Source organism: Curtobacterium sp. Leaf154 (genome assembly GCF_001424595.1).
Lineage (GTDB): Bacteria > Actinomycetota > Actinomycetes > Actinomycetales > Microbacteriaceae > Curtobacterium > Curtobacterium poinsettiae.
Map to the genome: position 1 here is coordinate 267,875 of NZ_LMOS01000005.1, position 23,796 is coordinate 291,670.

The following is a 23,796-nucleotide window of genomic DNA, read 5'->3' on the forward strand; positions in this document are numbered from 1 at the left end:
GAGAACTGTCCGAGGACGCGTGACTCGCGGCCGCCGCAGGGCGCTACGTCCGCAGGACCACGTCGGCCAGGGCGGCCGGGTCCTCGGCGGCGATGAAGGCCTGCTCCTGCGCGGCCCAGCGGTCCCACTCGCGTGCGAAGACCTCGCCGTCGCGTCCGATCGCCCGGTCCCAGCGCACGGCGTCGTCGGCCTCGAGCCACACACGCAGCGACGCCAGCGGTGCCGACACCCGCGACAACGCCCCGCAGCCCTCCACCACGATCGGCAGGTCGGGGTCCACCGACGTCCACTCCGCGGGTCCGTCGGCGTCCCAGTCCCATCGTCGGTAGCCGCTCGGCGCTCCGAGCACGTCGGTCACCAGGGCGTCCGAAGCCGCTCGCAGGCCGTCCCAGCCCGGGTAGAGGTCGTCCAGGTGCACGAGCTGCGCTCCGAGCTGTTCCGCGACCTGCGCGCCGAGGGTCGTCTTGCCCGTGCCGGACCGGCCATCGATGAGCACGATGGCACGGTGGCCCGTGGCGGCGGCGACACCGGCGGCAGCAGCAGCGAGGCCCGGGGCGAGGTCCCCCGCGGTCGTGCCGGTCCCCGCGGTCGTGCCGGTCGTGCCGGTCCCGCCGGTCGTGCCGGTCCCGCCGGTCGTGCCGGCCCCGCCCGTCGTGCCGGCTCTGCCCGTCGTGCCCGTGGCACGTTCCGCGTCAGGCACGCCAGGTCCCCGTGCTCACCGCGACGGCGATCGACACCACGCCGATGCCGACCAGCACCGCCACCGTCGCCCACTCCGGCCCGGCGAACCGCGCGACCCGCGCCCAGGTCCGCCGTCCGGGAGCGCCGAACCCGCGTGACTCCATCGCCACCGCCAGGGTCGTCGCCCGGCGCAGCGCGAGCACGAGCAGCGCGAACGCCATGGTCGCTCCGCGGCGCAGCCTCCCGGAGTCCGCCAGTCCCCGGGCACGCCGGGCCATCGCGAGCTGTCGCCAGTCGTCGACGAGCAGCGTCATCATCCGGACGGCGGCGAGGGCCCCGAGCACGAAACGCGCGGGCAGCCGCAGCACCTGCGCGAGCCCGTCCGCCAGGTCGGTCGGGTCGACCCGCACGAAGAGCGCGATGGCTGGCACCCCCACCGCGAGGACCCGGAGCGCAGTCGCCAGCGCGAGCGTCAGCGATCCGTCGGTGACGTGCGCGAACCCGAGGTCGAACCACTCCCGACCCGAGGGTCTGCCGTACAGCGCGATGCTCACCGCCGTCAGCGGCACCGCGACCAGCACCGGTGCGAGTCGGAAGAGCAGTGTCCGGACCGGCAGGCGCAGGAGCGGCAGGAGCGCGAGTTCGAGCGCCAGGGCGACGGCGGCCGAGACGACGTCGAGGCTCAGCACCAGGCAGACACCGAGTGCGAGCACGCCGATCAGGGAGGCGACGGGCTGGACGCCGGGGATGCCGGTCGCGCGCGCGGCCAGCGGTCGTCGCGTGGGGTCCGACGCGTCGGTCGCGGCGGTCCGGTCCGTGTCGGCGGTCCGGTGCGTCCCGGCGGTCCGGTCTGGAGGCCCGGGGCGGTTCCCGGCTGTCGGTCCCGTCTCCGGGATGGCCCCGTCCGACGGCCCCTGGTCGCGCCCGACGGATCGCGCGCCGTCCGGCCCGAGGACGACCTCGTCGGCGTCGAGTGCCCGGACGAGGTCGCGGTCGTGGGTGACCGCCACCACCGCGGTGCCGGCATCGGCGAGTGCTCCGAGGCGCCCCACGACGGCCTGCCACGTGGCACGGTCCTGCCCGGAGGTCGGTTCGTCGAGCACGACGACCGGCGGACGGGCCGCGATGGCCGAGGCGATCGCGAGTCGTCGCTGCTCGCCGCCAGACAGGGTGAACGGGTTGGCGTCGGCCAGGTGTGCGAGCCCGAACTCGTCGAGCAGCGCGGAGGCTCGTTCGGCGGCATCGGGCGCACCGAGTACGCGGGGGCCGGCTTCGACCTCTTCGCGCACGGAACGGGCGACGAACTGGTGCTCCGGATCCTGGAACACCGTGCCGATCCGGGCCGCGAGTTCGCGGCTCGTCCAGGTGTGGGGCGTCGTGCCGATGCCGTCGGCCAGGAGGTCCGTGGCGTGGAGCTCACCGGCTGCCGGTGGGAGCAAGCCCGCGAGGGTCAGACCGAGCGTCGACTTGCCGACACCGTTCGGTCCGGTGACCGCGAGGACCTGCCCGGCTCGGAGCCCGAGGTCGATGCCGTTCCCGACCGGCTGCTTCCCCCGTGCCGTGCCGAGTCCCCGCGTCTCGAGCAGCACCGTGGTCCCCGCCCCGCGCGCCCCCTCGCCCGCGCCGAGCGCCCCTTCGCCGAGCGGGCGGAATGCCGCAGTCACCCCGCCGGACGACCCGGGTATTTCGCCCGCTCGTCCAGCCGCACGCTGCCCCCGCGCAGAACCGCGCTCCGGCTCGGCACCGGGCACCCAGACCCCGGCCGCGGTGAGCGCCTCGCCGTGGGTCGCCAGCACCTGCGCCGGCGGACCGTCCGCGACGACGCCGCCCGCCGGTTCGAGCAGCACGAGCCGGTCGACCAGGTCGAGCCAGGTGCCGATCCGGTGCTCCACCACGAGCAGCGTCGCCCCGGTGTCGTCGAGCAGTGCCCGGACGGCGTCGTGCACCTGCGCCACACCCTCGGGGTCGAGGTTGGCGCAGGGCTCGTCGAGCACGAGCGCACCGGGCCGCATCGCGAGCACGCCGGCGAGCGCCAACCGCTGCCGCTGCCCGCCGGACAACTGCGCGGTGGAGCGGTCGAGCGGCAGGTCGAGGCCGACGACGTCGAGCGCGGACCGCACCCGGTCCCAGGTCTCGTCGCGGGGGACGCCGGCGTTCTCGCAGCCGAAGGCCACGTCGTCGCCGACGCGGGACATCACGGTGTGCGCCTCGGGGTCCTGCATGACGAGGCCGACACGCCCGCGGACCGCGCGGGGGTCGGACTCGTCGACCAGGAGTGTCCCCTGCACCGACGCCGCGGTGGCGTCGGTGGCGTCGGGTTCGTCGGGCAGCACGCCGGCGACGGCTCGCAGGAGCGTCGACTTGCCGGCCCCGGACGGTCCGACGACGGCCACGCGCTCCCCCGGCTCGACGACCAGGTCGACTCCGCGGACGGCCCAGGCGTCTCGTTCCGCGTACCGCCAGCCCCAGCCACGGAACACGATGCGCGCCCCGCGGACGCCGACACCGGCATCGCCACCGGCAGAGGTGGGCGTCACGGACGGAGCGGGCACGGTCACACCAGGGCGCGGGGTTCGCGACGGCTGTGCTCACGGCCGGCGGCGAAGGACGACAGCACCCCCGTGCGGGCGAGTGCCCGCACGATCAGCCAGGAGCCCGCTCCCGCGATCACGGCACCGGAGACGACGGCACAGATCACGTAGACGACCTTGAAGGCGACGTCGAGTCCCGGGTACCAGAGGACGGTGTCGTTGATGCCGAGCGCGAGCCCGGCAGCGGCACCGGCGAGGACGACGACCGGCAGGCGGTAGACGCGGTACAGGAACAGCGCGAGGACGATCTCGGCGCCGAGGCCCTGGACCAGCCCGGCCTCGAGGGTGAGCCATCCCCATTGCGTGCCGAACAACGCCTCGACCGACGCGGCCACCATCTCGCCGTAGAGCGCGGCGCCGGGCTTCCGGACGACGATCGCGACGATCGGGCCGGCGAGCAGCCAGACCCCGCCGAACAGGGCCTTCGTGCCGGGGAGCACGAGGTCCATCACGGCGCTGATGGGTTCGTAGCCGAACTCCCAGAGCCGGAAGACGACTCCGAGTGCCACCGCGAGCACACTCGCGACGACGATGTCGACGACCCGCCAGCGCAGCGATCGCCGCGGAGCGGTGGTGACGGTTGTTGACGTGCCTGAAGGCATGCTGCTGACTCCTCCCTGCGCCGGCATGATCCGGATCAGGTTCGACGGTCGGAGCGCCGATCGCTCCCTCTCAGCCCGGCGGTCCCGGACTCCCGTGTGTGTGCCAGCAGTCTAGACGCGGTCGCGACCGCGTGAAGGACTGGAGGCCCGTGGCGGCGTCGCCACGGGCCTCCAGTTGCGTCAGGTGGTCACTTCTTGAGCGCGCGCACCAGCTTGCGCAGGACACGCCCGGCCACCCACACGAAGGGGATGCCCACGACGATCAGTGAGATCGGGTTCGGCTCGAACACCAGGTCCTTGCCCGGGCGACGGACGTAGGCGCCGACGGGGGCCGACAGGCCGCCGCCACCGCCGCCACCGTTCTCGTCGTCCCCGCCGCCACCGAAGCCGAACCAGCTGACGGACACGGGGATGAGGGTCTGGTCGCCGACCTCGACGGGTTCTCCGTAGTTCGTGGAGACCCCGAGCGGGCGGACCTGGTCTGCGATCTTCGAGACGATGTTGGCCATGCGCGCGACGCTACTCGTCCGTTCCTCAACAGGCCGCGGGGCGCCTCACGCATCCACAGCTGGGGCTTGTCTGCGGACGCGGACGAGTGCCGCCGATATGTTGGCCGCACCCACACCTGGAGGACCGTTTGCACACCTGGCCCGGAAACCCGTACCCGCTCGGGGCGACCTACGACGGGAGCGGCACGAACTTCGCGCTGTTCTCCGAGGTCGCCGAGCGCGTCGAACTCTGTCTGTTCGATTCCGACGGCAACGAAGAATGCGTCCGCCTGCTCGAGGTGGACGCCTACGTCTGGCACGCGTACCTCCCCAACATCGGTCCCGGGCAGGAGTACGGCTTCCGCGTGCACGGCCCGTACGACCCGGACTCCGGCGCGCGCTGCAACCCGTCGAAGCTCCTGCTCGACCCGTACGCCAAGGCGACCAGCGGTGAGATCGACTGGGACCAGTCGCTCTTCTCGTACACGTTCGGCGACCCGGACTCGACCAACGACGAGGACTCCGCGTCGCACATGATGAAGGGCGTCGTGATCAACCCCTTCTTCGACTGGCAGGGGGACCGTCCGCCACGCACGCCGTACGGCGAGACCGTCATCTACGAAGCACACGTCAAGGGCCTCACCGAGACCCACCCGGACGTGCCGGAAGAGCAGCGCGGCACCTACGCCGGCGTCGCCCACCCTGCGGTGATCGAGCACCTGCAGCGCCTCGGCATCACCACGCTCGAGCTCATGCCGGTGCACCAGTTCGTGAACGACTCCACCCTGCAGGACAAGGGGCTGTCGAACTACTGGGGCTACAACACGATCGGTTTCTTCGCGCCGCACTCGGCGTACTCGTCGTCGGGCGACCAGGGCCAGCAGGTCCAGGAGTTCAAGACGATGGTGCGCGAGCTGCACCGCGCCGGCATCGAGGTCGTCCTCGACGTCGTCTACAACCACACCGCCGAGGGCAACCACCTCGGCCCGACGCTGTCGTTCCGCGGCATCGACAACGCGGCCTACTACCGCCTGGTCGACGACGACAAGAAGTTCTACATGGACTACACGGGCACGGGGAACTCGCTCAACGTCGGGCACCCGCACTCGCTGCAGCTCATCCTCGACTCGCTCCGCTACTGGGTGACCGAGATGCACGTCGACGGGTTCCGCTTCGACCTGGCGTCGGCGCTGGCGCGTGAGTTCTACGAGGTCGACCGCCTGTCGGCCTTCTTCGAACTGGTCCAGCAGGACCCGATCGTGTCGCAGGTCAAGCTCATCGCCGAGCCGTGGGACGTCGGCCCCGGTGGCTACCAGGTCGGCAACTTCCCGCCCCAGTGGTCCGAGTGGAACGGCAAGTACCGCGACACCGTCCGTGACTTCTGGCGCGGTGAGTCGTCGACGCTCGGCGAGTTCGCGTCCCGGATCTCGGGCTCGGCCGACCTGTACGAGCACGACGGTCGCACGCCCAAGGCGAGCATCAACTTCATCACCGCACACGACGGCTTCACGCTGTACGACCTGGTGGCCTACAACGAGAAGCACAACGAGGCCAACGGCGAGGACAACAACGACGGCGAGAGCCACAACCGGTCGTGGAACTCCGGCGCCGAGGGCCCGACCGACGACGAGGCCGTGAACGCCCTGCGGCTGCAGCGCCGCCGGAACTTCCTGGCGACCCTGCTCCTGAGCCAGGGTGTGCCGATGCTCGCGCACGGCGACGAACTCGGTCGGTCGCAGTCGGGCAACAACAACGTCTACGCGCAGGACTCCGAGCTCAGCTGGATCGACTGGGACAGCGCGGACGAAGACCTCATCCAGTTCACCGCCGACGTGGTGAAGCTGCGGCACGACCACCCGACGTTCCGCCGGACCCGGTACTTCAACGGCCGTCCGGTCCGTCGTGGCGAGGGCGAGCCGCTGCCCGACGTGGTGTGGCTGACCCCCTCGGGCGACGCGATGGACCCCGAGGACTGGGACTCCGGCTTCGGCAAGAGCGTCGGCATGTACCTGAACGGCGAGGGCATCCGCGGCCGCGATGCCCGCGGTGAGCGCGTCACCGACGTCGGCTTCATCACGTACTTCAACGCCCACGACGACGTCGTGACCTTCACGCTGCCGCCCGAGGAGTACTCCCCCGGCTGGACCGTCCGGATCGACACCGCGGACCCCGGCGCCCGTGACGAGGTGCTCGACGCGGGCACCCCGCTCGACGTCCCCGCACGGTCGATGATCGTGCTCCGCGCCGAGCCCGACCACGAGGTCACGAGCACCCCGGTCGACGCCGAACAGGACGGTGCCACCGAACCGGCAGCACCGCAGGACGCCGTCACCCCGGTCAACCCGGCCGGGTCCACCGCACCGAGCGGAACCGCCCGATGACCGCCGGAACGCCCGGCGCCGCGAACCGCGTGCCCGCGTCGACGTACCGCCTGCAGGTCTCCGCCGACTTCGACCTCGACGCCGCGCGGGACCTGGTCGGCTACGTGCACGACCTCGGCGCCGACTGGCTGTACCTGTCGCCCGTGCTGCAGGCCGAGTCCGGGTCGAACCACGGCTACGACGTGGTCGACCACACCCGCGTCGACACCGACCGCGGTGGCGACCAGGCAATGCGGGCGCTGGCCGAGGCCGCGCACGCCGTCGGCCTCGGGGTCATCGTCGACGTGGTGCCGAACCACGTCGGTGTCGCGACCCCCGAGTCGAACCCGTGGTGGTGGTCCCTGCTCGAACTCGGCCAGGGCTCGCCCGTGGCCTGGGCGTTCGACGTGGACTGGGAAGCCGGCGACGGCAAGCTCCGGGTCCCCGTGCTGGACGACCGGCTGCTCGACGCGATCACGCTGGACACGTCCGACGCCGAGCGTCCGGTGCTCCGCGTCGGCGAGACCGCCTACCCCACGGCGCCGGGCACGGTGCACGACGGCGACACCGTCGAGACCGTCCACGAACGCCAGCACTACGCGTTCGTGCACTGGAAGCGTGCCGACCACGACTTGAACTACCGCCGGTTCTTCGCGGTGAACACCCTCGCGGCGATCCGCGTCGAGGAGCCCGAGGTCTTCGCGGCGTCGCACGCGGTCATCGGCGGCTGGTTCCGCGACGGGCTCGTCGACGGCCTGCGCATCGACCACCCGGACGGGCTGTACGACCCGGCGGGCTACCTACAGGACCTGGCGGAGCTGACCGGCGGGGCCTACACCCTCGTCGAGAAGATCCTCGAGCCCGGCGAGCAGCTGCCGAGCTCGTGGCCGGTCGACGGCACCACCGGGTACGACGCCCTCGGGGTGCTCGACCGCGTGTTCGTCGACCCGGCGGGCGAACAGTCCCTGACCGCGGCGTCGGGCGCCGAACCGACCGACTGGCAGCGACTCACGCACGACACCCGACGGGGCATCGCGGACGGCATCCTCGGCAGCGAGGTCGAGCGGCTCGCTCGTCTGCTCGCACCGAGTGCCGTCACGGAGACGATTACGCACGAGCGGATCGTCGACGCGGTCGCCGAGGTCGTTGCCTCGTTCGACGTGTACCGCACGTACCTGCCCGAGGGCGCCCACCACCTGATCACCGCGCTCGAGCGCGCCGCCGCGGCCCGCCCGGACCTCGACGACGTCATCGACCGGATCGCACCGGCCCTCGTCGACCCGACGAACGCCGCGGCCCTCCGACTGCAGCAGACCAGCGGCATGGTGATGGCGAAGGGCGTCGAGGACACCGCGTTCTACCGCACCTCGCGCCTGTCGTCCCTGAGCGAGGTCGGCGGCGACCCGAGCGTCTTCGCGGTCTCCGTGGCGGACTTCCACCAGGCACAGCGCGAACGGCTGGGCAGCTGGCCGCACACCATGACGACGCTCACCACGCACGACACGAAGCGCAGCGAGGACACCCGCGCCCGCATCGCCGTGCTGGCAGAGCTCGGCGACGAGTGGGCCGCCACGCTCGAACGGCTGCAGTCGCTCGTGCCGCTGCGGGACCGCGTGTTCGCCGACCTGCTCTGGCAGGCGATCGTCGGCGCGCGGCCCGCCAGCCGCGAACGTCTGCACGCCTACGCCGAGAAGGCCTCCCGCGAAGCCGGGGACAGCACCACGTGGACCGAGCCCGACGAGGCGTTCGAGCAGCAGATGCACGCGATCGTCGACGCCGCGTTCGACAACCCGGACGTGGTCGCCGTGCTCGATGCCCTCGACGAGCAGATCGACGCTGCCGGGTGGTCGAACGGTCTCGCCCAGAAGCTCGTCCAGCTCACCGCCCCCGGCGTCCCCGACGTCTACCAGGGCACCGAGTTCTGGGACCGCTCGCTGGTCGACCCCGACAACCGACGCCCGGTCGACTACGCCGAGCGGCGTCACGTGCTCGCGGAGCTCGACGGCCCCGACGACGACGGCCCCGAGGACCTGCCGGCCATCGGCATCGACGGAGCCGCGAAGCTCCTGGTCACGACCCGCGCACTGCGCATCCGACGGGACCACCCGGAGCTGTTCACCCGGTACCTGGAGCTCGAGGCCACCGGCAGCGCGGCCGACCACGTCATCGCGTTCGACCGCGGCGGCGCCGTGACGATCGCAACGCGCCTGCCGATCGGCCTCGACCGCGTCGGCGGCTGGGGCGACACCCTGGTGCACGCCGTCCCGGTCGAGCGCATCGACCTGCTCACCGGCCGACACGTCCCCGCTGACCGCGGGATCGCGCTGGCCGACCTGCTCACCACCTACCCGATCGCGCTGCTCGTGCCCGCCGACGCGGTCGGTGCAGCCGGCCACGCCGACGCGGTGACCGCCGTGTCCGACGCGAGCGGTGCCTCCCGGCCCGCCGCCGGCACGACGGACGCCACCGAGTCCGACGCGCAGGCCGAGATCGACATCTTGGAGGGTCACGCATGACCGCACCCGACCGTTACGCCGTCTGGGCGCCCGAGCCGGAACGGGTCCGGCTCGTCGTCGACGACGTCGAGTACCCGCTCACCAAGGGCACCGACGACTGGTGGTCCACCGACTCCGTGATGCCGGTGGTCGGTGCCCGGTACGGGTTCCGCATCGGCGACGACGACGCGGTCCGACCGGACCCCCGGAGCCGGTACCAGCCCGAGGGCGTGCACGGCCCGTCCGAGGTCGTCGACCCCGCTCGGTTCGCGTGGACCGACGAGTCGTGGACCGGACGCCCGGCCCGCGGCGCCGTGATCTACGAGATGCACATCGGCACCTACACGCCCGAGGGCACCCTCGACGCCGCCGCCCAGAAGCTGGACCACCTGGTCGAGCTCGGGGTCGAGTTCGTCGAACTGCTCCCCGTCAACGCGGTGAACGGCGAGTGGAACTGGGGCTACGACGGGGTCGGCTGGTTCTCGGTGCACGCGCCGTACGGCGGCCCGGACGCCTACGACCGGTTCGTCGACACGGCGCACGCGCTGGGGCTCGGTGTCATCCAGGACGTCGTCTACAACCACCTCGGCCCGAGCGGGAACTACCTGCCGCTGTACGGCCCCTACCTGCTCGCCGGGCTCGGCAACACCTGGGGCGACTCGGTGAACGTCGAGCACCCCGAGGTCCGTCGGTACGTCCTCGACAACGTGCGCATGTGGTTCCGCGACCACCACGTCGACGGGCTCCGGCTCGACGCCGTGCACGCGATCCGCGACACCACCCGCCCGCACGTGCTGGCGTCGATGGCCGACGAGACCGACGCCTACTCGTCGTTCATCGGGCGTCCGCTGTCGCTCATCGCGGAGTCCGACCTCAACGACCCGGTGATGTTCCGGCCGCGCGAGGCCGCCGGGTACGGCCTCGCCGGACAGTGGTCCGACGACTTCCACCACGCCGTGCACGTGGCGCTCACCGGTGAGACGAACGGCTACTACGCCGACTTCGCTCCGCTCTCGGCGCTGGCGAAGGTACTCCAGGACGGCTTCTTCCACGACGGCACCTGGTCGTCGTTCCGCGGCAAGCGGCACGGCCGACCGATCGACCGCGGGACCTCCCCCGCGACGGCCCTGGTCGTCGCGAACCAGAACCACGACCAGATCGGCAACCGGGCCGCCGGCGACCGGCTGGCCGCGACCCTCGACGACGAGGGGCTCGTGATCGCCGCAGCCCTGACGCTCCTCGGGCCGTTCACACCGATGCTGTTCATGGGCGAGGAGTTCGCGGCCTCGACACCGTGGCAGTTCTTCACCTCGCACCCGGAGCCCGAGCTCGGCAAGGCCACCGCCGAGGGGCGCATCGCCGAGTTCGCCGAGCACGGCTGGGACGAGTCCGCCGTGCCGGACCCGCAGGACCCGACGACGTTCACGAACTCGAAGCTCGACTGGGCCGACGTCAGCTCGGAGCGCGGTGCGGCGATCCTGCGCGCGTACCGGGTGCTGATCGCCCTGCGTCGCACCGACCAGGCGTTCGTCGACCACCGGTACGAGGCGAACGCCGTCCGCTTCAGCGAGGACCATCGCTGGCTCGTGCTCACACGCGGACTGCTCGGCCCCGACGTCACGCCGGTGCACGTCGTCGTGAACTTCGCCGATGACGCTGCCGAGGTCCCCGTGCCCGATGCCGTGGGCGAGGAGCTCTACGGCTTCGGGGCAACCGAGGTCGATGCCGGCGTCGTCCGGTTCCGCGGCCGAGGCGTGGTCGTGCTGCGCTAGCCGCCCGGACGCGTCCGCGTGCTGCGCGAGCCGCAGCCCCGCACACACGAACGGCGACGAACCCCCTGGGTCCGTCGCCGTTCGTGCGTTGGTGTGTTCGTGTGTTCGTGGACTCAGGCCGCGTGGTCGGCCACCGCGTGCGCGTTCTTCCGCACGGAGGGCAGCTTGCGGTGGTCCTTGACCAGGGAGCGGGTCTCGCGGATGCGACGGTCGATGCCCCACTTCGTCACGAGCGCSAGGCTCTCGCGGACGATGTTGCCGCTCATCTTCGAGACACCGAACTCCCGCTCGGTGAACGTGATCGGGGTCTCCACGACCCGCAGGCCTGCCTCGAGNAGGCTCTCGCGGACGATGTTGCCGCTCATCTTCGAGACACCGAACTCCCGCTCGGTGAACGTGATCGGGGTCTCCACGACCCGCAGGCCTGCCTCGAGGGCGCGCCARCAGAGGTCCACCTGGAAGCAGTACCCCTTCGACGCGACGCCGGCGAGGTCGATCCGCTCGAACGCCTTCGAGGTGAACACCCGGAAGCCGCCGGTSGCGTCGCGCACCGCGATGCCGAGTGCGAGGCGGGTGTACAGGTTGCCGCCGCGGGACAGCAGGAGCCGGTACCAGGGCCAGTTCTCGACCTTGCCGCCCTTGACCCAGCGGGAGCCGAGCACCAGGTCGTTGGAGTCCGCGAGCTCGAGCATCCACGGCAGGTACTCGGGGTGGTGGGAGCCGTCGGCGTCCATCTCGACGAGCTTGGCGTAGCCGTGTTCCAGGCCCCACGCGAAGCCGGACAGGTACGCCCCGCCCAGGCCGTCCTTGACGGTGCGGTGCAGCACGTGCACACGGTCGGTCTCGGTCGCGATGRCGTCCGCGATGTCGCCGGTGCCGTCGGGTGAGTTGTCGTCGACGACGAGCACGTGCACCGTGTCGTCCGTCGCGGCCAGCGTGCGTTCGACGATGGGCCGGACGTTCTCGGCTTCGTCGTAGGTCGGGATGATGACCAGGGNCGACGAGCACGTGCACCGTGTCGTCCGTCGCGGCCAGCGTGCGTTCGACGATGGGCCGGACGTTCTCGGCTTCGTCGTAGGTCGGGATGATGACCAGGGCAGACATGTTCGCGGTCATCCTTCACACAGAGGGGAGCAGGAGCCGCTGATTGCTGAGCTCCGACGACAGCAGCAGCCTACGAGAACCGAACCCTCGAAGATCCCGAGAGGCGCGGTCGGTTGATTAGCCGCCTCGACTACCACGTGTTTCGGCGGCGTCCTTGATGGGTATCGGCGATCAAGACTGGTTCGGAGCTGTCGGAGTCGCATCCTCACCTACCGACGCCCGGCGTCAGTGAGCAGTCCACAGCAGTGAGCGGAGCGGCCGATCTTGCGCCTTGCTGTTCGGGGCTCCGCTCACTGCTGCGGCGTGTTCCTCAGCTCCTGTGCGCAGCGGCGTCAGAAGGCTCGGTTCAGGGCCCAGGCCCCTCCGCGGTAGCTGTTCGGACCCCACTTGCCGTCGATGAGTCCGCCGTACTGCTGATGGTCCGCAGCCCAGCGCTGCAACGCCTTCACGACCTCGCGACTCTCCGAAGTTGCCAGGTCGCCTGACTGGTAGTAGCCGCCCTTGGCGAGTTGCTCCGAAACTCCTCGCCAGGAGTTTGGCCCCATCACCCCATCGATCGGTCCGTGGTAGCCGTAGTAGCCAGCCATGCTGCCCAGGCACTGCAGACGCTTGTAGAAGATCGGACCCGGGACGCCATCTGTCTCTGTCGAAGTCTTCGGCACAGACAGACAAGCTGGATTGATGGTGGTCAGCGCTTGTGCTGGCGCAGCTTGGACTCCTGAGACGGCGGCAAACCCGACGACAGTCAAAGCGCTCAGCGCGAGGACGATTTTGTACTGCATACGTATCTCCTTTGAAACGTGCACTCAACCTGGCAGATCGTGCTGGCTACATCAAGCGTTGCCGAGGAAGTGTTGCCGGCTGATTTCGTCGTGAGTGACGTCAGCCTGCGGCGTGGCAGACGGCCTGGCCGGACGAGCGGATTCTGCAACAGGCTGTTGCGCTACTTGGCCGCACGGCGGCCTGTGACGCGGTCGGCTTGGACCGACGTCAGGGATGCGAATGGTTCAAAGCAGTCCCCGGATGCTATCCGCTCGCGAACGGTCGGTGTACAGTCTCCTTGACATGTAAAGCGGACTGTACGTAGGGGAGTTGGGAATGAGCGACAGCACCGAACGCACCAAGTGGGGGCGTGTGAAGTTCGGGTCGGGCCGATTGGCAGCGATGGCAGTAGCCATCCCCAGCGGGTTGCTGGCGGGCGTCGCTCTGGGGGTTGCCGGCGTGTGGAGCGGACTGGCCGAGCCAGTGTCGTTGCTGGGTGTCGCAGCGTAGGCGGTCTGCCTGGCGATGCCGGTCGTGATGCTCGTGTGGGTCCTGGTCGTTGACCGGTCGACGCTGCAGGGAGCGGCCGAACGGTCGGAGGAGTCAATCGAAGCGCGTTGGTACGCACGTGCTGCCGCGGGCGCGCAGACCGACGTCATCTTCGTCGCCTCCGTTAGCGCTCTGGTCCTCACCCTGATCCCCGGAGGTGAGGTGATCGATGCACGGCTGGCGCTCCTCGGGGTGGTCGCCGCGTCATTCCTCAGCTTCTCACTCCGCTACCAGGTCCTTCGTCGGAAGGGGTGAGGTGCGGAACATCATCGCGGACACGCGCAAGTCTCTCGAATGGTCGCAGCAGCGGCTCGCGGACGAGCTCGGTGTCTCGCGGCAGACGGTCATCTCAATCGAGAGAGGCAGGTTTGACCCCTCGCTGCCCTTGGCGTTTCGTCTCGCGTCGGTGTTCGGACTGCCGATCGAGGACCTGTTCTTTCCCGAACAGAACGGCCAGGCTTGACGAGGACATCTCGCCGGACGACCGGCGAACGAGGCGACGTTAGCCCGGCCGATAGGGCCAGGCGTATGCGCATCACAACCGTGATCGGGAAGATCAGTTTCGTGGTCGTCGGGATCGTTGCCCTACCGTACTTCCGTGCGCGTCATCGCCCCGGGCCTCGACCTGGTCGAGCTCGCGGCCGTGCGGATGCAGGCAGCCGGCTGCGTCATGTGCGGCATCACCTCTAGACCTCCGTGCACACCTGTCGCACATCGCGGACACGGCACCCCAGAACCACGGGACCAGAGTCTCTATGCGATGTGGCGGTGGGGTATACCCCATAGCAACGTCGCTGATGGGATGCCCGAACGTGTACCTCCACGTGAGGAGTATGGCTACTCCTTTTCCTTCTCCACCGATGCGACAAATACCTCCACGCCTTGCGACCCGAGTTGGCTGACTTGCCGCCAGAGATTCACTTGAGTGAATGTGAAAAGAGACGCCGCATCAATGCTTTTACCCACACGTGCCAGCACTAGGACCACCCGCTTGGGCTTCCCTGAGTACATCTCCCCATCCCAGCCCGCAACGTCAACACGTTCCCGGAACGCAGCCTGAGCCTCTTGGTCATACGTCAGTGTCTCGACGGACACCAGTGCCTGGGCGATGAGGTGGCTTGCTGGTGCAGAGCTTTCGATCAGTTTGACGTGCACGAAAGTATTGTCCTTCAGCAGGACGTCACATGCCTCTATCCCATAGCGATGGAAGTCGCTTCGCAACAGTTTCCTGTCGAGCACAATCCCGTCAAGGTGATCGGCAAGAATCTTATTGTATTCATCCTCAGCTTTGCCCGCTGGCCAGGGAGGAAGGACTGCAAGGCCGTGATCGCGGGCAAAAATGGATTCGGTCTGCTCGCGCACATGGTCTGCGTACGTCTTCTCGATAAGGAACCAACGGCCATCGTGTAGGCAGTATCTCCGACCGGTGTCGTCTACCTGGAAAGATAGCCACTTGCGCAGCGGAATTCTTGGCGAGCAGGCATCTTCCCCCGCCTCGTCCCGGAAGAGAATCACGCCCATCCTGTCGAGCTTGCTTAGCTGATCAGGCTCGGCTTCAGACCGAACGGGACCCAGAAGGGAGTTGAGATCGGGTACTCCGTCCTGGACATCGGTTCTACCATCCCCCAAAATCTTGTAGGCATTCGGTGAGATGACGTCGTCCACGCGCTCGTGAGGCCAAGCGCTAGCGAGCAATGGACTGTCGCCGTCCCTGACTGCCTCAATGAGCAGTTCGTCGAGACGTGACACCAGCTCTTCGTCTTTGACTCGCACGAGTTGCTCCAGGAGGGCCAAGTCGGCATTCACCGGATCTTGCTCCAGAACTTCGGAGACAGCATCCAAGTCCGCCACAAGAAGCTTTGGGTCTCGCGCGAGAGGGAGACTCAATGAATCTGCCCCGCGGACTTTGACCTCTTCGGGTCCGCTCAAGCCAGGAATCGAAGCGGACGCAACCAGGCGCGTAACGATCTCACCGAGATCTCCACCGCCTAGGCCTCTGAGATGAACGCCCGCGGGAACCGACAATCTTTCGACGCGCGAGCGAGCGTCTAAGGTGACTCTCGAGATGGAGTTGAGGTCGTTTGGACGCGCGCTACGAATAGCGACGCGCTGGCCGAAACCGGGGTCCACCCGCGCTTGGTCCAAGAGCTGGAACCCTAAACCATAAGTAAGCACCCATGCGTCGATCATGCTGACGGCGTTTTCCCCGGGAGTTAGTTGTTGGTCCGTTATCTCTTGATAGTCTTCGGTTTCCTCCTCAAAGCGCACCGTCTTGGACTTCACAGTGGCAGCCGGGACGGAGGACCCATCTTCCGTCGGGATGATGAGCACGGCGCCAGCAACCGTATTGTCGAGGTCGACCTCCACCCCGCTGATATTGCTCAGAAGCGGACCCCAGCTCGCTGTTTTGCGGGGTGTGGAGCCGGTGACCAACAGGCAGTTGCGTCCTCCAACTGCAACGGGTGTGCTTGCGAAACCACCACTGTCCCGATATTTCTCCTGAATTGCCTCATCCAAGGTTGTTAGGGCTGTGGTGCGGTAGATAGTGGTGCGAGCCTCTTGAGCGGGCTTCCGGGGCATCTGCGTCTCCGTTCGGGTTCCTCAAGTACAGCATGAAGGTCCCTCATTTGGAAGCGCTTCTCGGTCTGGGAGAGCGGATCTCGGTCATCAGCGGGGTTTCGCAGCGCGAACTAGCGCCTCGCTACGTGTCGCCGGGTTCAGTGCATCGGGCATACTCCCTCGCCGCGTAACTGAAGTGAGCTACTGCGACCACGTGCGCGGTCTCACGCCAAGGGATCTGAGTTGTGCGGCTGACATAAGAGCGCCGTATCGGCGTACATGAGAACAGCCGGCCACCCCGTGGGGTGGCCGGCTGTTTCGTGGGGGAGTGGCTTCAGTGCGCGGCGTCGTACGCATCGCGGACAGCCTGGCTGATGCGGCCACGGGAAGAGACCTCGTGGCCGTTCGCGCTGGCCCATTCGCGGATCTTCGCGAGCTCTTCCGAGTTACCCCGCTTCGGCGCGCTGCCGGCAGTAGCGCGGCCGGATCGGCCCGTGACCTTGCGGGCAGCGGCGACGTAGTCGGAGAACGCTTCGCGGACCGCGTCTGCGTTGTCGTCGGTGAGATCGATTTCGTAGTGGCTGCCGTCGAAGGAGAAGGACACGGTGCGACCCTTGCCTTCCTCAATGGTGTCGCCGGTGAGGTCATCGACCAGTTGAGTGGTGACTTTCTGCGCCATGGAATTTACCTTTCGATTGGGAGTTGCCTCTACTGTGTCAGATATCTCGTCGGGCGCACGTCTTTGCAGACTCAGGGCGAAGTTTGGTTCGGGTGCGCCGCGGACAGAGTCGCTCGGCCGTGCGCCTATTCCATGCGCGTTGTCGTGCTGTCGGCAGTTGGATGAGGCCGCTCGATCGTCCAGGATCGGTAGCCGAGGCCTCGTCTGATCCCGAGGTTCGCGTCCTTGAACGTGCCGAGATTCACTCGTCGAAGCTCAGCGCCGATCGACGCTGCGAAGCGCGCGTTCATGCGTCGCGCTGCCAGATTGTCATTCTGTGTGGCAAGGGCGATGTTGCGGTGCGGGGCCTGCTCCGCGACGGTGCGCATCAGTGCAAGACCGATGCCGCGGCCCCGTGCGGCTCTCACGACCCCCACGGCCTGGATGAACACCGGATCCGATGCCGCGGTGCCGGTCGTCGACTCGCAAAACCCGACCTGTGTCGCGCCGATCATCGCGAAGAACACCAACTGTCCGGCGATCGTTTTGTCGTTTTCGGACTCTGATTGGGGGATGATCGGTTCGCATTCGACCTGCATGTACTGCAGCCGGCGAGCGTCCAACGAACCTGCTGTCGCGCGCCGGATCGTGAACTCCGCAGAGGGGAGGTCCTCAATCGATGTGCGCCACGCTGCGAGTTCAGGGTCGAAGGCTGGGTGTAACGGGTAGCTGTCAGATTGGATCTCGTCCACGGGTTCACGCTACGGCTGACGTGCTTGAACGTGGGTCGCTTCGGCTCTTGCAGGTTTTTCGATGATCCCAGGAGCGGCCACGCGGCGCTGCTCGGCCCTTGGCCGCCAGCTCGACGGGCTACTTCGGCTCTGCAGCGAAGTCCGGGGCGCGGTTGAGGATGCTGCCGTGTCTGATGACCTGGTCGACCATGCTCGCTGAGTCTCGCGTAGCGCTCCACAGCCGGGCACCTCACCGGGCGGGTCAGCTGCGACACCAGCGTCCGCGGACTTCCAAGGTCATCGACACTGGCGCCGGGCCGTGCGGCAGCCGAACGGCTACCGGACTCTCACATGACCCCAGCGATCGAGCACGGGGCCGGTATCCGCTTAGAAGTTTCGTCGCGCGACCCTCTCGAACTGACTAGTCTTCAATTTGTGGTCAACATAACCGAGGGGACGTAGGTCGATGCCCACGGGACCGGCACATCAGAAGGTCAACGAGGACGACGACACGTCTGAACAGTGTCGATGCATGATCGGCAACGATCATCTCGTTGGCGATGACACGCCTTTGTCCGAGGCGCTCAGTCCCTCGGATGCGGAGGACATCTGGCTCTCGAGCGGCATGGACGAGGACTACGACTTTCGCTGAACGCTCTGCATCTGCGTGAATCCGTGTGCCGCGCCTTGTCGGTTGCCGATTCTTCAACTGGCGGTGTCCCGCTACGCTGCAGCGGTGGGGGAGATGACACACGAGACGTTCCGTTCCGAATTCGCCACAGCCGCGGGCCGGCGACGTCTTGGGTACCGGGAGGGCGACCCGTGGCAGGGCCGGGTAGACAGGCTGCTCGGTGACGACGCGGAGCTTCAGGGTGAGTACCTCCAGTGGCAGCACCGGCGGAAACGAAGGGTTGAGCGAGCCCAGAGGCAGTTGATGGACACTCGTCGGCGCAACGGAGCGATGACTGGTGTGCTGCTGATCGTCGCCGGCGTTGTCCTCGTACTCGTCGGAGTGAACACTGCCGCACACCACCAGCAGCAAGTCAGCGGCGGACCCTGCTACCAGCGGCCGCACCTGTACGGCGACGCGACAACCACCGTCTGCCCCGCGCACATGGAGCCGCTCCACGACGGCACTTGGCTGGCGGCGACCACTCTGGGTTGGTTGGGTGTCGCGGTACTTGTCACCGGCGGTGTGCTCATCGTCCGGCACCCCAACTTTTGAGCTCGACCCGTCTCGGTAGCCGATCGGCTATCGGGACGGGCAGGGGGAATCGGCGGCTGCCAGATCGGAGATCAAGAGTGATCTGGCAGCCGCCCCCATGTCTAGTGCTTCACGAACTCGATCGAGAGCGGGTACTTGTAGCTGCCGCCCTGGTTCGCGCTGAGGGCGGCCATGATCGAGAAAATGATGGTGACTACCCAGACGGCAAGTCCGATGAGCAGTCCGATGGTGACCACTGACAGGATGACCCCTATGACGTAGCCGATCGCCATCGTCAGCTGGAAGTTCAGCACGACGCGTGTGTTCTCCTTGATGACGGTTCCCCGCTCGCGGAGGAGGAGATAGCCGATGAGAGCTGGTACGAATCCGAAGAAGATCCCACCGATGTGGATCAGGGTTGCCCAGAGCTTTTCGTCCTCCGGGCGCAACGGCGCGCCCTGACCTCCGCCTGAGGCCACTCCCTGCTCGCCCGTGCTGGGGTTTCCGTACGCGCCGGGTGGGGGCGTTGGTCGTCGGTTCGGCTCGTGGTGGTCTTCGTGCGGGGGAGTGGGAGAGGTCTCGGTTGTGACTAATCACGCTAATTTGCATGATTCTTGCCACCGACTGGCTGCCGGCCGGCGTTCTCGTCTCGATCGTTCCTTGCCGTGCTCTCGCCGACGACTATCTCCACCTTCCATCCAGTTTCAGTGGAGAGGTAGGCAGCGAGCGAGCCGTTGTCGTTGGGCCCGGGGTAACGGTCTTCGTATAGAAGCTGCCAACCGTTGTTGGGTGCTTCGACGACGAGTCGTTCCAACTCCGCATCTGTGCCCGCGTGGAAGGCCAGGTGATTTAAACCAGCGCGGCGACGATCGTGATGTCCTTGCTTCACCAAGGGCGCGGTAGTCAGAACCAGGTAAGTGGAGCCGAGCGCCCACGAACGTCCCCGCTCCCACACGTCTCCGTGGGACCAGCCGAGCGTCGTGAGAAGCCAATCCCAGCGTCGCTCGTCCAGTTCTTGATCGTCGGTCCAGAGCTCGACGTGATGCAGTCCACCCACGGGTTCATCTTCGCAGCCTCGGGGTGTGCGTCGCGGACTCGTCCGATTGGATCGAGGCTCTGACACGAACGACGATCTCGTGCGGATCCAGCGAAGGGGACGGGGAAAGGGAGCGAGATCGCGTCGTCTTTGCCACAGCTACCCGAAACCCCGATGTCAGTGTGAATTCGACGAGGGCGTCTGCAGGCCCTTCGTCGAACGATGCGACAGGCATCGATCCGCAGCTAGCTGCAACGCCGGCTAGATCGACGCCGCTAGCGGTAGCGGATGGCTGGCCGCCCGTCGAGTCGTACGCCTCGTTGTCGAGAATGAGGATTTTGAGGTTCTCGGGCGCATATCGTGCTGCGGTGGCGAGGGAGCCCAGCCCCATCAAGGCGCCGCCGTCGCCCTCGATGGCGATGACGGGAGCTGCCACGCCAGCGGCGATGCCGAGTGCGAAGGGGATAACATTCCCCATTGCTCCGAGGAGGTAGAAGTTGCGTTGATCGGGACTTATTCGCGCCAGGAGCCCAGAGGTGTTGCCGAGCTGCGTGACGAGGACTGCACGAGGTTCAGCGCTTCGAAGGGCAGCGAGCACCGCGCCTGTCTCAAGCATGCGGCGGCCTGTACGTCATGACGAGCGGGGCCTGCTGGTCGCGATGTTTGGCACTGAGGGCCTCGGCCTGCGCGAGGACTGAGCCGTGATTCAGCGTGTGCGCCCTGAGTCCGAACGCTCGGAAGATGTTCGGGGTCGCCTGACCGACGGGCTGCTGCGTCGGATTGGGGTCGTCCGGGCCCCCTCGAAGTGTGACGAGTATCGGCAGGGGAAGGCCGTAGGCGATGACGAGGGAACCAAGGGTGTTGAGGGCGTTCGCAAACCCGGAGTTCTGCATCATCAGGAGCGGCGACCTTCCCGCGACTAGGAGGCCCGATGCAATCGCCATGGCTTCGTCTTCACGCGAGGCGATGAAGGACTCGGTCGCGTCGAACCGGAGCGGTAGGCCCATGAGGATGGAGCAGGGAACGTAGACATAGCTGTCGAACGCCGTCACGTCGACCGCGTCGTTTCGGTTTGGCTTCCGACAAGACGCCCGACGGTAGCGGCAGGAGCGACTCCTTCAGCTCCTACGGACTCGGCGAGCGATGCGATGGCTGCTTCGATCGCGTCGGCGTGTCTGGATTCTCGGCCAGGTTCGATTACAAGCTTCTTGACGACCAAATTCCGCTCTTCGACTTTCGCATCTACACGCGCGATCAATTGGTCGTTGGCCAGGATCGGGCAGGCGTAGTAGCCGTATTTCCGGGCCGCGGCAGGCTTGTACGCCTCGAAGGTCTGGGCGAAGCCGAACAGGCGCTGCACGCGCGGACGGTGCCAGATCAAATTATCGAAAGGACTCAAGACGATAGGGCGCGTAAGGGGTTGGGCTGCCGAAGCGAACGCGTCGGGCGCGATCCATGCGGCGTCCGCCCATCCATCGACGACGCATCGCTCGGTGGCAAGCTCCGAGAGCGTGGAGGCCGCCTCGTTCTCCGGCATCCTGAGGTAGTCAGCCACGTCTTTCGTCGTCGCTACACCGAGCGCGGATAGTGCGTTTCGGACGAGCGTCCGGCGCCCTTCTCCCGGGTCTAGCTTCCGGTCTAGGAGACGTTGCGGCAGAACTCGCGTGGGGAGGTCGAAGACCCGTTCCCAGCCGTCTCGTCGGGCGCAGATGATTTCGCCGGTCCACACCATGTGCTCGACCGCTTGTTTGAGTGGTCCCCATCCCCAGCCGGCGCTAGGAGCCTCGCCCTTGCGAAGCTGGCGGGTTCCTTGCGGGCCCTCCGCTTCCAGTTGGTCGAGGATGCGGGCTCGGAGTTTTGGAACGGGAGCCCAGTCGAGCTTGGCGGCTTTGATCGTGTCTCGTCGATAGGACCAGAGCGGCCAGTCCTCGATCGGGACGAGCGATGCTGCATGCGCCCAGTACTCAAAAGCAACTGGCAGCGCCTGACTCCAGAGCCATCTACCGACGTCGTCCGCCGTCGTTCCGGGGACTCGGACAGACAGCGCCATCTCGTGAGCGCGCGCTGTGACCTTGATGGCGTCGAGCTGTACGATCCGGAGCCTCGCGATGGCGGCAGCGAAGGAGCGTGTGGCGTCATTGAGCCCGGCGGCTCCGATCGCTAGGCGTCGAACTTCGACCGTCGAGAGTGACTCAGGCATCGGACCTACCTGCTACTGGTGCGGGCTGGTCGGGACTTCGGGATACCGTCCTTCCACTCTTCGCGAACAGCAGGGTGAGGAGCGTCAGGCACACGAGTGTTAGCGCGCTGATGGACGCGCGGGCTTCGAACCAGAGCGCGCTGCTGACCAACAACCCGACGAGGATCGCTGATGCGCCGTTGGCGAGATCCGTGCTCGCACCGAGCCAGAGGTTCGCTTCGTGCCGTAATGGTCGTGGCACGTCGGAGTCGACGAGGAGGTAGGCGTTGATGTACAAGGGCGTCACGGCCAGGCCCGCCAGTGCGAGGAGCACGCACATTACCCAAACGTTGCTGGCGAGCACGAGCCCGAGGATGGGCGTTCCAAAGCCGAACGTGAGCGCGATGTACTTTTGCCAGAGCGGTTTGTCCCACGCCGCCATCGAATACCAGACGCCTCCGATGACGCCGCCAACGCTGACCATCGCGAGGATGACGCCGGACAGTCCGACGGCTCCGAGGTGTGTCGCGTATGCGGGCGCATAGACATCGATACCGCCGAAGACGAATCCCATTGCGGCAAGCGGTGCCAGGATCCGGAGGACGGACACGGACGACAGGGCCCCGAAGATGCGAAGAATGGGACCACGGGGTTCGCTGGTCGGCGACTCGTCAGTCGATGGAGCCTGCTCGGTCGACATAGGCGCAGCGTGACGAGAGCGGATGGCGTACAGCAACAAGTACAAGATCGTCGACGCGATGGTGAGGCCGGCCGCGACCGAGTAGGACGCGGCCCCGCCCATCGTCGCTAGGCCCAAGCCCGCCAAGAGGGGTCCGACGATGAACGCAGTCTCCTCGAGCAGCGAGTCGAGTGAGTGCGCGACACGAGTCAAATCGGCGTCGCCGCCCACCACTTCTGACCACTCCACGCGGAGCGCTGCGCTGATCGGGGGTGCCGCCGCTCCGGCGAGTACCACGAACACCAGCGTGAGCTGCCACGGAAGGACGACGGTGACCGAAACGGCGACGAGCCCCAGAGCCACGGATGCGATCACTGCCATCGGCACGAGCGCGCGCCGCGCCCCGAATCGGTCGACGAGACGGCCACGGAAGGGTCCGAGCACCGCCAGGAGAATCGTGTAGACACCATCGACAATCGCAGCCGTCGCGAACCCGTATGGCTGTGCGAGGGCCACAAGTAGCGCAAGCGGGGTCGCGGCGGCCGCGATTCGTGCCATCGCAGCAGCTCCGAGTAGAGGTGCCACTCCGGGAGCACGCACAGCACGTACTAGGAGATCGGATCGCATGGCTAGGCTGCCGACGCTTGGAGGGAATCTGCGTGGAGCAGGACGATCCGCGCCACCGGCGTGCCTCGGCGTATGACAACGTCCGAGGTGGGCGCGAAGGCGAGGCTGAAGCCGTTCTGAAGCATGCTCTGGTTGGCGCGATCGCTGATCACGCCGAGGGGAACGTCGATGCCCGTTGCCCCGATGGGCAGGGTCGCGAGGAAATAGCCCTTCGGGACATCGACTGTCCAGCCGAGGTGCCACTCGATCGTTCCCTGGCCGTTCGGAAGGAACATGGCCTCCCAGCCACTGGCCGTCCGATAGTCGTACATCTGCATCCATGACCCGCCGGACGTGGTCACCCACCCGTCGTCGCGGTCCCACGCTTCGGTGCGTCCATACCGACGTCCGACACTGCCGATGTCCTCTCCGTCTTGGAGCCCGAGGTCTGCATCATCGAGGGGCCGCATTCGGATGGAGACCGGCGATCGCACCTCCCACCCGAGTTCGAAGCCCATCCGGTAGGGAGGACAGTCCGCTTCGAGCCTCGCAATGCGCTTGTGCTTGAAATGCTCGGCATACAGGTCGCGCTCCTCTCGCAGTGCGCGCACGTCGAGACTCGGCTTTTCGGGCGTCAGAGCCCAGGGGTGCAGTCGTTCGAACTTAAGGGTGACCAACGGTGTCGCTTCTGATCTCGTGGTGCCGCCCCGGGCGATCAGCCCGGGGCGGCGGGACGGTGG

At 67.4% G+C, this 23,796-nt stretch carries 21 protein-coding genes, 2 pseudogenes and 1 riboswitch; of the genes and pseudogenes, 6 read left to right on the plus strand and 17 right to left on the minus strand.

What is annotated here, in order from left to right:
* Nucleotides 1–43 precede the first annotated feature (43 nt).
* The 4 genes from ASF75_RS11455 to ASF75_RS11470 all read right to left on the minus strand — a co-directional run bounded on the left by ASF75_RS11455 (nucleotide 44) and on the right by ASF75_RS11470 (nucleotide 4,383).
* Complete coding sequence (locus ASF75_RS11455) at nucleotides 44–700, minus strand: hypothetical protein (RefSeq protein WP_082509683.1); 657 nt, start codon at nucleotides 698–700, stop codon at nucleotides 44–46.
* The gene (locus ASF75_RS11460; RefSeq protein ID WP_235517635.1) at nucleotides 693–3,218 is read right to left on the minus strand and encodes an ATP-binding cassette domain-containing protein; all 2,526 of its coding nucleotides are present in this window, start codon (nucleotides 3,216–3,218) and stop codon (nucleotides 693–695) included. Before ASF75_RS11460 ends, ASF75_RS11455 begins: the two co-directional genes overlap by 8 nt.
* A 17-nt stretch (nucleotides 3,219–3,235) precedes the next feature.
* Entirely contained in the window at nucleotides 3,236–3,874 is a 639-nt protein-coding gene (locus ASF75_RS11465; RefSeq protein ID WP_056071483.1) for an ECF transporter S component, read from the minus strand.
* Nucleotides 3,869–3,980: riboswitch (TPP riboswitch) on the minus strand. Its footprint overlaps the gene before it by 6 nt.
* Nucleotides 3,981–4,062: 82 nt before the next feature.
* Nucleotides 4,063–4,383 carry a hypothetical protein gene (locus ASF75_RS11470; RefSeq protein ID WP_027464636.1) on the minus strand — a complete coding sequence of 107 codons (321 nt, stop codon included), beginning with the start codon at nucleotides 4,381–4,383 and terminating at the stop codon, nucleotides 4,063–4,065.
* Between the two features lie 128 nt (nucleotides 4,384–4,511).
* Here ASF75_RS11470 and glgX point away from each other — a divergent pair, with 128 nt between their 5' ends.
* The 3 genes from glgX to treZ are packed head-to-tail and all read left to right on the plus strand — an operon-like array spanning nucleotide 4,512 to nucleotide 10,989.
* On the plus strand, nucleotides 4,512–6,743 hold the full coding sequence (gene glgX / locus ASF75_RS11475) for a glycogen debranching protein GlgX (RefSeq protein ID WP_042538299.1): 2,232 nt from the start codon (nucleotides 4,512–4,514) through the stop codon (nucleotides 6,741–6,743).
* The gene (treY, locus tag ASF75_RS11480; protein WP_056071486.1) at nucleotides 6,740–9,238 is read left to right on the plus strand and encodes a malto-oligosyltrehalose synthase; all 2,499 of its coding nucleotides are present in this window, start codon (nucleotides 6,740–6,742) and stop codon (nucleotides 9,236–9,238) included. Before glgX ends, treY begins: the two co-directional genes overlap by 4 nt.
* A complete protein-coding gene (gene treZ, locus ASF75_RS11485) occupies nucleotides 9,235–10,989 on the plus strand; it encodes a malto-oligosyltrehalose trehalohydrolase (RefSeq protein ID WP_056071488.1) in 1,755 nt (584 codons plus the stop codon). The genes treY and treZ overlap by 4 nt, the downstream gene beginning before the upstream one ends.
* Nucleotides 10,990–11,102: 113 nt before the next feature.
* On the opposite strand, the pseudogene ASF75_RS18140 reads toward treZ, so the two are convergent.
* The 3 genes and pseudogenes from ASF75_RS18140 to ASF75_RS11495 all read right to left on the minus strand — a co-directional run.
* Nucleotides 11,103–11,324: pseudogene (locus ASF75_RS18140) on the minus strand (dolichol-phosphate mannosyltransferase); the annotation flags it as partial.
* Between the two features lies 1 nt (nucleotide 11,325).
* Nucleotides 11,326–11,984, minus strand: a pseudogene (locus ASF75_RS11490) (polyprenol monophosphomannose synthase); the annotation flags it as partial.
* 441 nt (nucleotides 11,985–12,425) lie between these two features.
* On the minus strand, nucleotides 12,426–12,875 hold the full coding sequence (locus tag ASF75_RS11495) for a hypothetical protein (RefSeq protein WP_056071494.1): 450 nt from the start codon (nucleotides 12,873–12,875) through the stop codon (nucleotides 12,426–12,428).
* 514 nt (nucleotides 12,876–13,389) lie between these two features.
* Here ASF75_RS11495 and ASF75_RS17895 point away from each other — a divergent pair.
* Complete coding sequence (locus ASF75_RS17895) at nucleotides 13,390–13,659, plus strand: hypothetical protein (protein ID WP_235517638.1); 270 nt, start codon at nucleotides 13,390–13,392, stop codon at nucleotides 13,657–13,659.
* Nucleotide 13,660: 1 nt separating this feature from the next.
* Nucleotides 13,661–13,867 (plus strand): helix-turn-helix transcriptional regulator, encoded by a 207-nt coding sequence (locus ASF75_RS11505; RefSeq protein ID WP_031259068.1) that lies wholly within the window; start codon nucleotides 13,661–13,663, stop codon nucleotides 13,865–13,867.
* 374 nt (nucleotides 13,868–14,241) lie between these two features.
* Here ASF75_RS11505 and ASF75_RS17380 read toward each other — a convergent pair whose 3' ends face one another.
* The 3 genes from ASF75_RS17380 to ASF75_RS11520 form a co-directional block, all read right to left on the minus strand.
* Nucleotides 14,242–15,984 (minus strand): DUF6119 family protein, encoded by a 1,743-nt coding sequence (locus tag ASF75_RS17380; protein WP_082509684.1) that lies wholly within the window; start codon nucleotides 15,982–15,984, stop codon nucleotides 14,242–14,244.
* Nucleotides 15,985–16,297: 313 nt separating this feature from the next.
* Nucleotides 16,298–16,642 (minus strand): histone-like nucleoid-structuring protein Lsr2, encoded by a 345-nt coding sequence (locus ASF75_RS11515; RefSeq protein ID WP_056071503.1) that lies wholly within the window; start codon nucleotides 16,640–16,642, stop codon nucleotides 16,298–16,300.
* A gap of 125 nt (nucleotides 16,643–16,767) precedes the next feature.
* Nucleotides 16,768–17,373 carry a GNAT family N-acetyltransferase gene (locus tag ASF75_RS11520; RefSeq protein ID WP_056071506.1) on the minus strand — a complete coding sequence of 202 codons (606 nt, stop codon included), beginning with the start codon at nucleotides 17,371–17,373 and terminating at the stop codon, nucleotides 16,768–16,770.
* A 715-nt stretch (nucleotides 17,374–18,088) separates the two neighbouring features.
* Between ASF75_RS11520 and ASF75_RS11525 the strand changes: the two genes are divergently transcribed.
* The gene (locus tag ASF75_RS11525) at nucleotides 18,089–18,577 is read left to right on the plus strand and encodes a hypothetical protein (RefSeq protein WP_056071509.1); all 489 of its coding nucleotides are present in this window, start codon (nucleotides 18,089–18,091) and stop codon (nucleotides 18,575–18,577) included.
* Between the two features lie 101 nt (nucleotides 18,578–18,678).
* On the opposite strand, the gene ASF75_RS11530 is transcribed toward ASF75_RS11525, so the two are convergent.
* From ASF75_RS11530 to ASF75_RS11550, 7 genes are all read right to left on the minus strand, one after another.
* Complete coding sequence (locus ASF75_RS11530) at nucleotides 18,679–19,035, minus strand: DUF4870 domain-containing protein (RefSeq protein WP_056071512.1); 357 nt, start codon at nucleotides 19,033–19,035, stop codon at nucleotides 18,679–18,681.
* Nucleotides 19,036–19,154: 119 nt separating this feature from the next.
* Nucleotides 19,155–19,613, minus strand: a complete 459-nt coding sequence (locus tag ASF75_RS17385; RefSeq protein ID WP_082509686.1) for a VOC family protein — start codon at nucleotides 19,611–19,613, stop codon at nucleotides 19,155–19,157.
* A gap of 4 nt (nucleotides 19,614–19,617) precedes the next feature.
* The gene (locus ASF75_RS17390) at nucleotides 19,618–20,208 is read right to left on the minus strand and encodes a thiamine pyrophosphate-dependent enzyme (protein WP_082509687.1); all 591 of its coding nucleotides are present in this window, start codon (nucleotides 20,206–20,208) and stop codon (nucleotides 19,618–19,620) included.
* Nucleotides 20,201–20,644: a hypothetical protein gene (locus ASF75_RS11535; RefSeq protein ID WP_056071514.1), complete on the minus strand. Its 444-nt coding sequence runs from the start codon at nucleotides 20,642–20,644 to the stop codon at nucleotides 20,201–20,203. Before ASF75_RS11535 ends, ASF75_RS17390 begins: the two co-directional genes overlap by 8 nt.
* Complete coding sequence (locus ASF75_RS17395) at nucleotides 20,641–21,792, minus strand: winged helix-turn-helix domain-containing protein (protein ID WP_082509689.1); 1,152 nt, start codon at nucleotides 21,790–21,792, stop codon at nucleotides 20,641–20,643. The genes ASF75_RS11535 and ASF75_RS17395 overlap by 4 nt, the downstream gene beginning before the upstream one ends.
* Nucleotides 21,785–23,008 carry an MFS transporter gene (locus ASF75_RS11545; protein WP_162243021.1) on the minus strand — a complete coding sequence of 408 codons (1,224 nt, stop codon included), beginning with the start codon at nucleotides 23,006–23,008 and terminating at the stop codon, nucleotides 21,785–21,787. The genes ASF75_RS17395 and ASF75_RS11545 overlap by 8 nt, the downstream gene beginning before the upstream one ends.
* A gap of 71 nt (nucleotides 23,009–23,079) precedes the next feature.
* Nucleotides 23,080–23,733, minus strand: coding sequence for a hypothetical protein (locus ASF75_RS11550; RefSeq protein WP_235517640.1), 654 nt, complete (start codon nucleotides 23,731–23,733; stop codon nucleotides 23,080–23,082).
* Nucleotides 23,734–23,796: the final 63 nt, after the last annotated feature.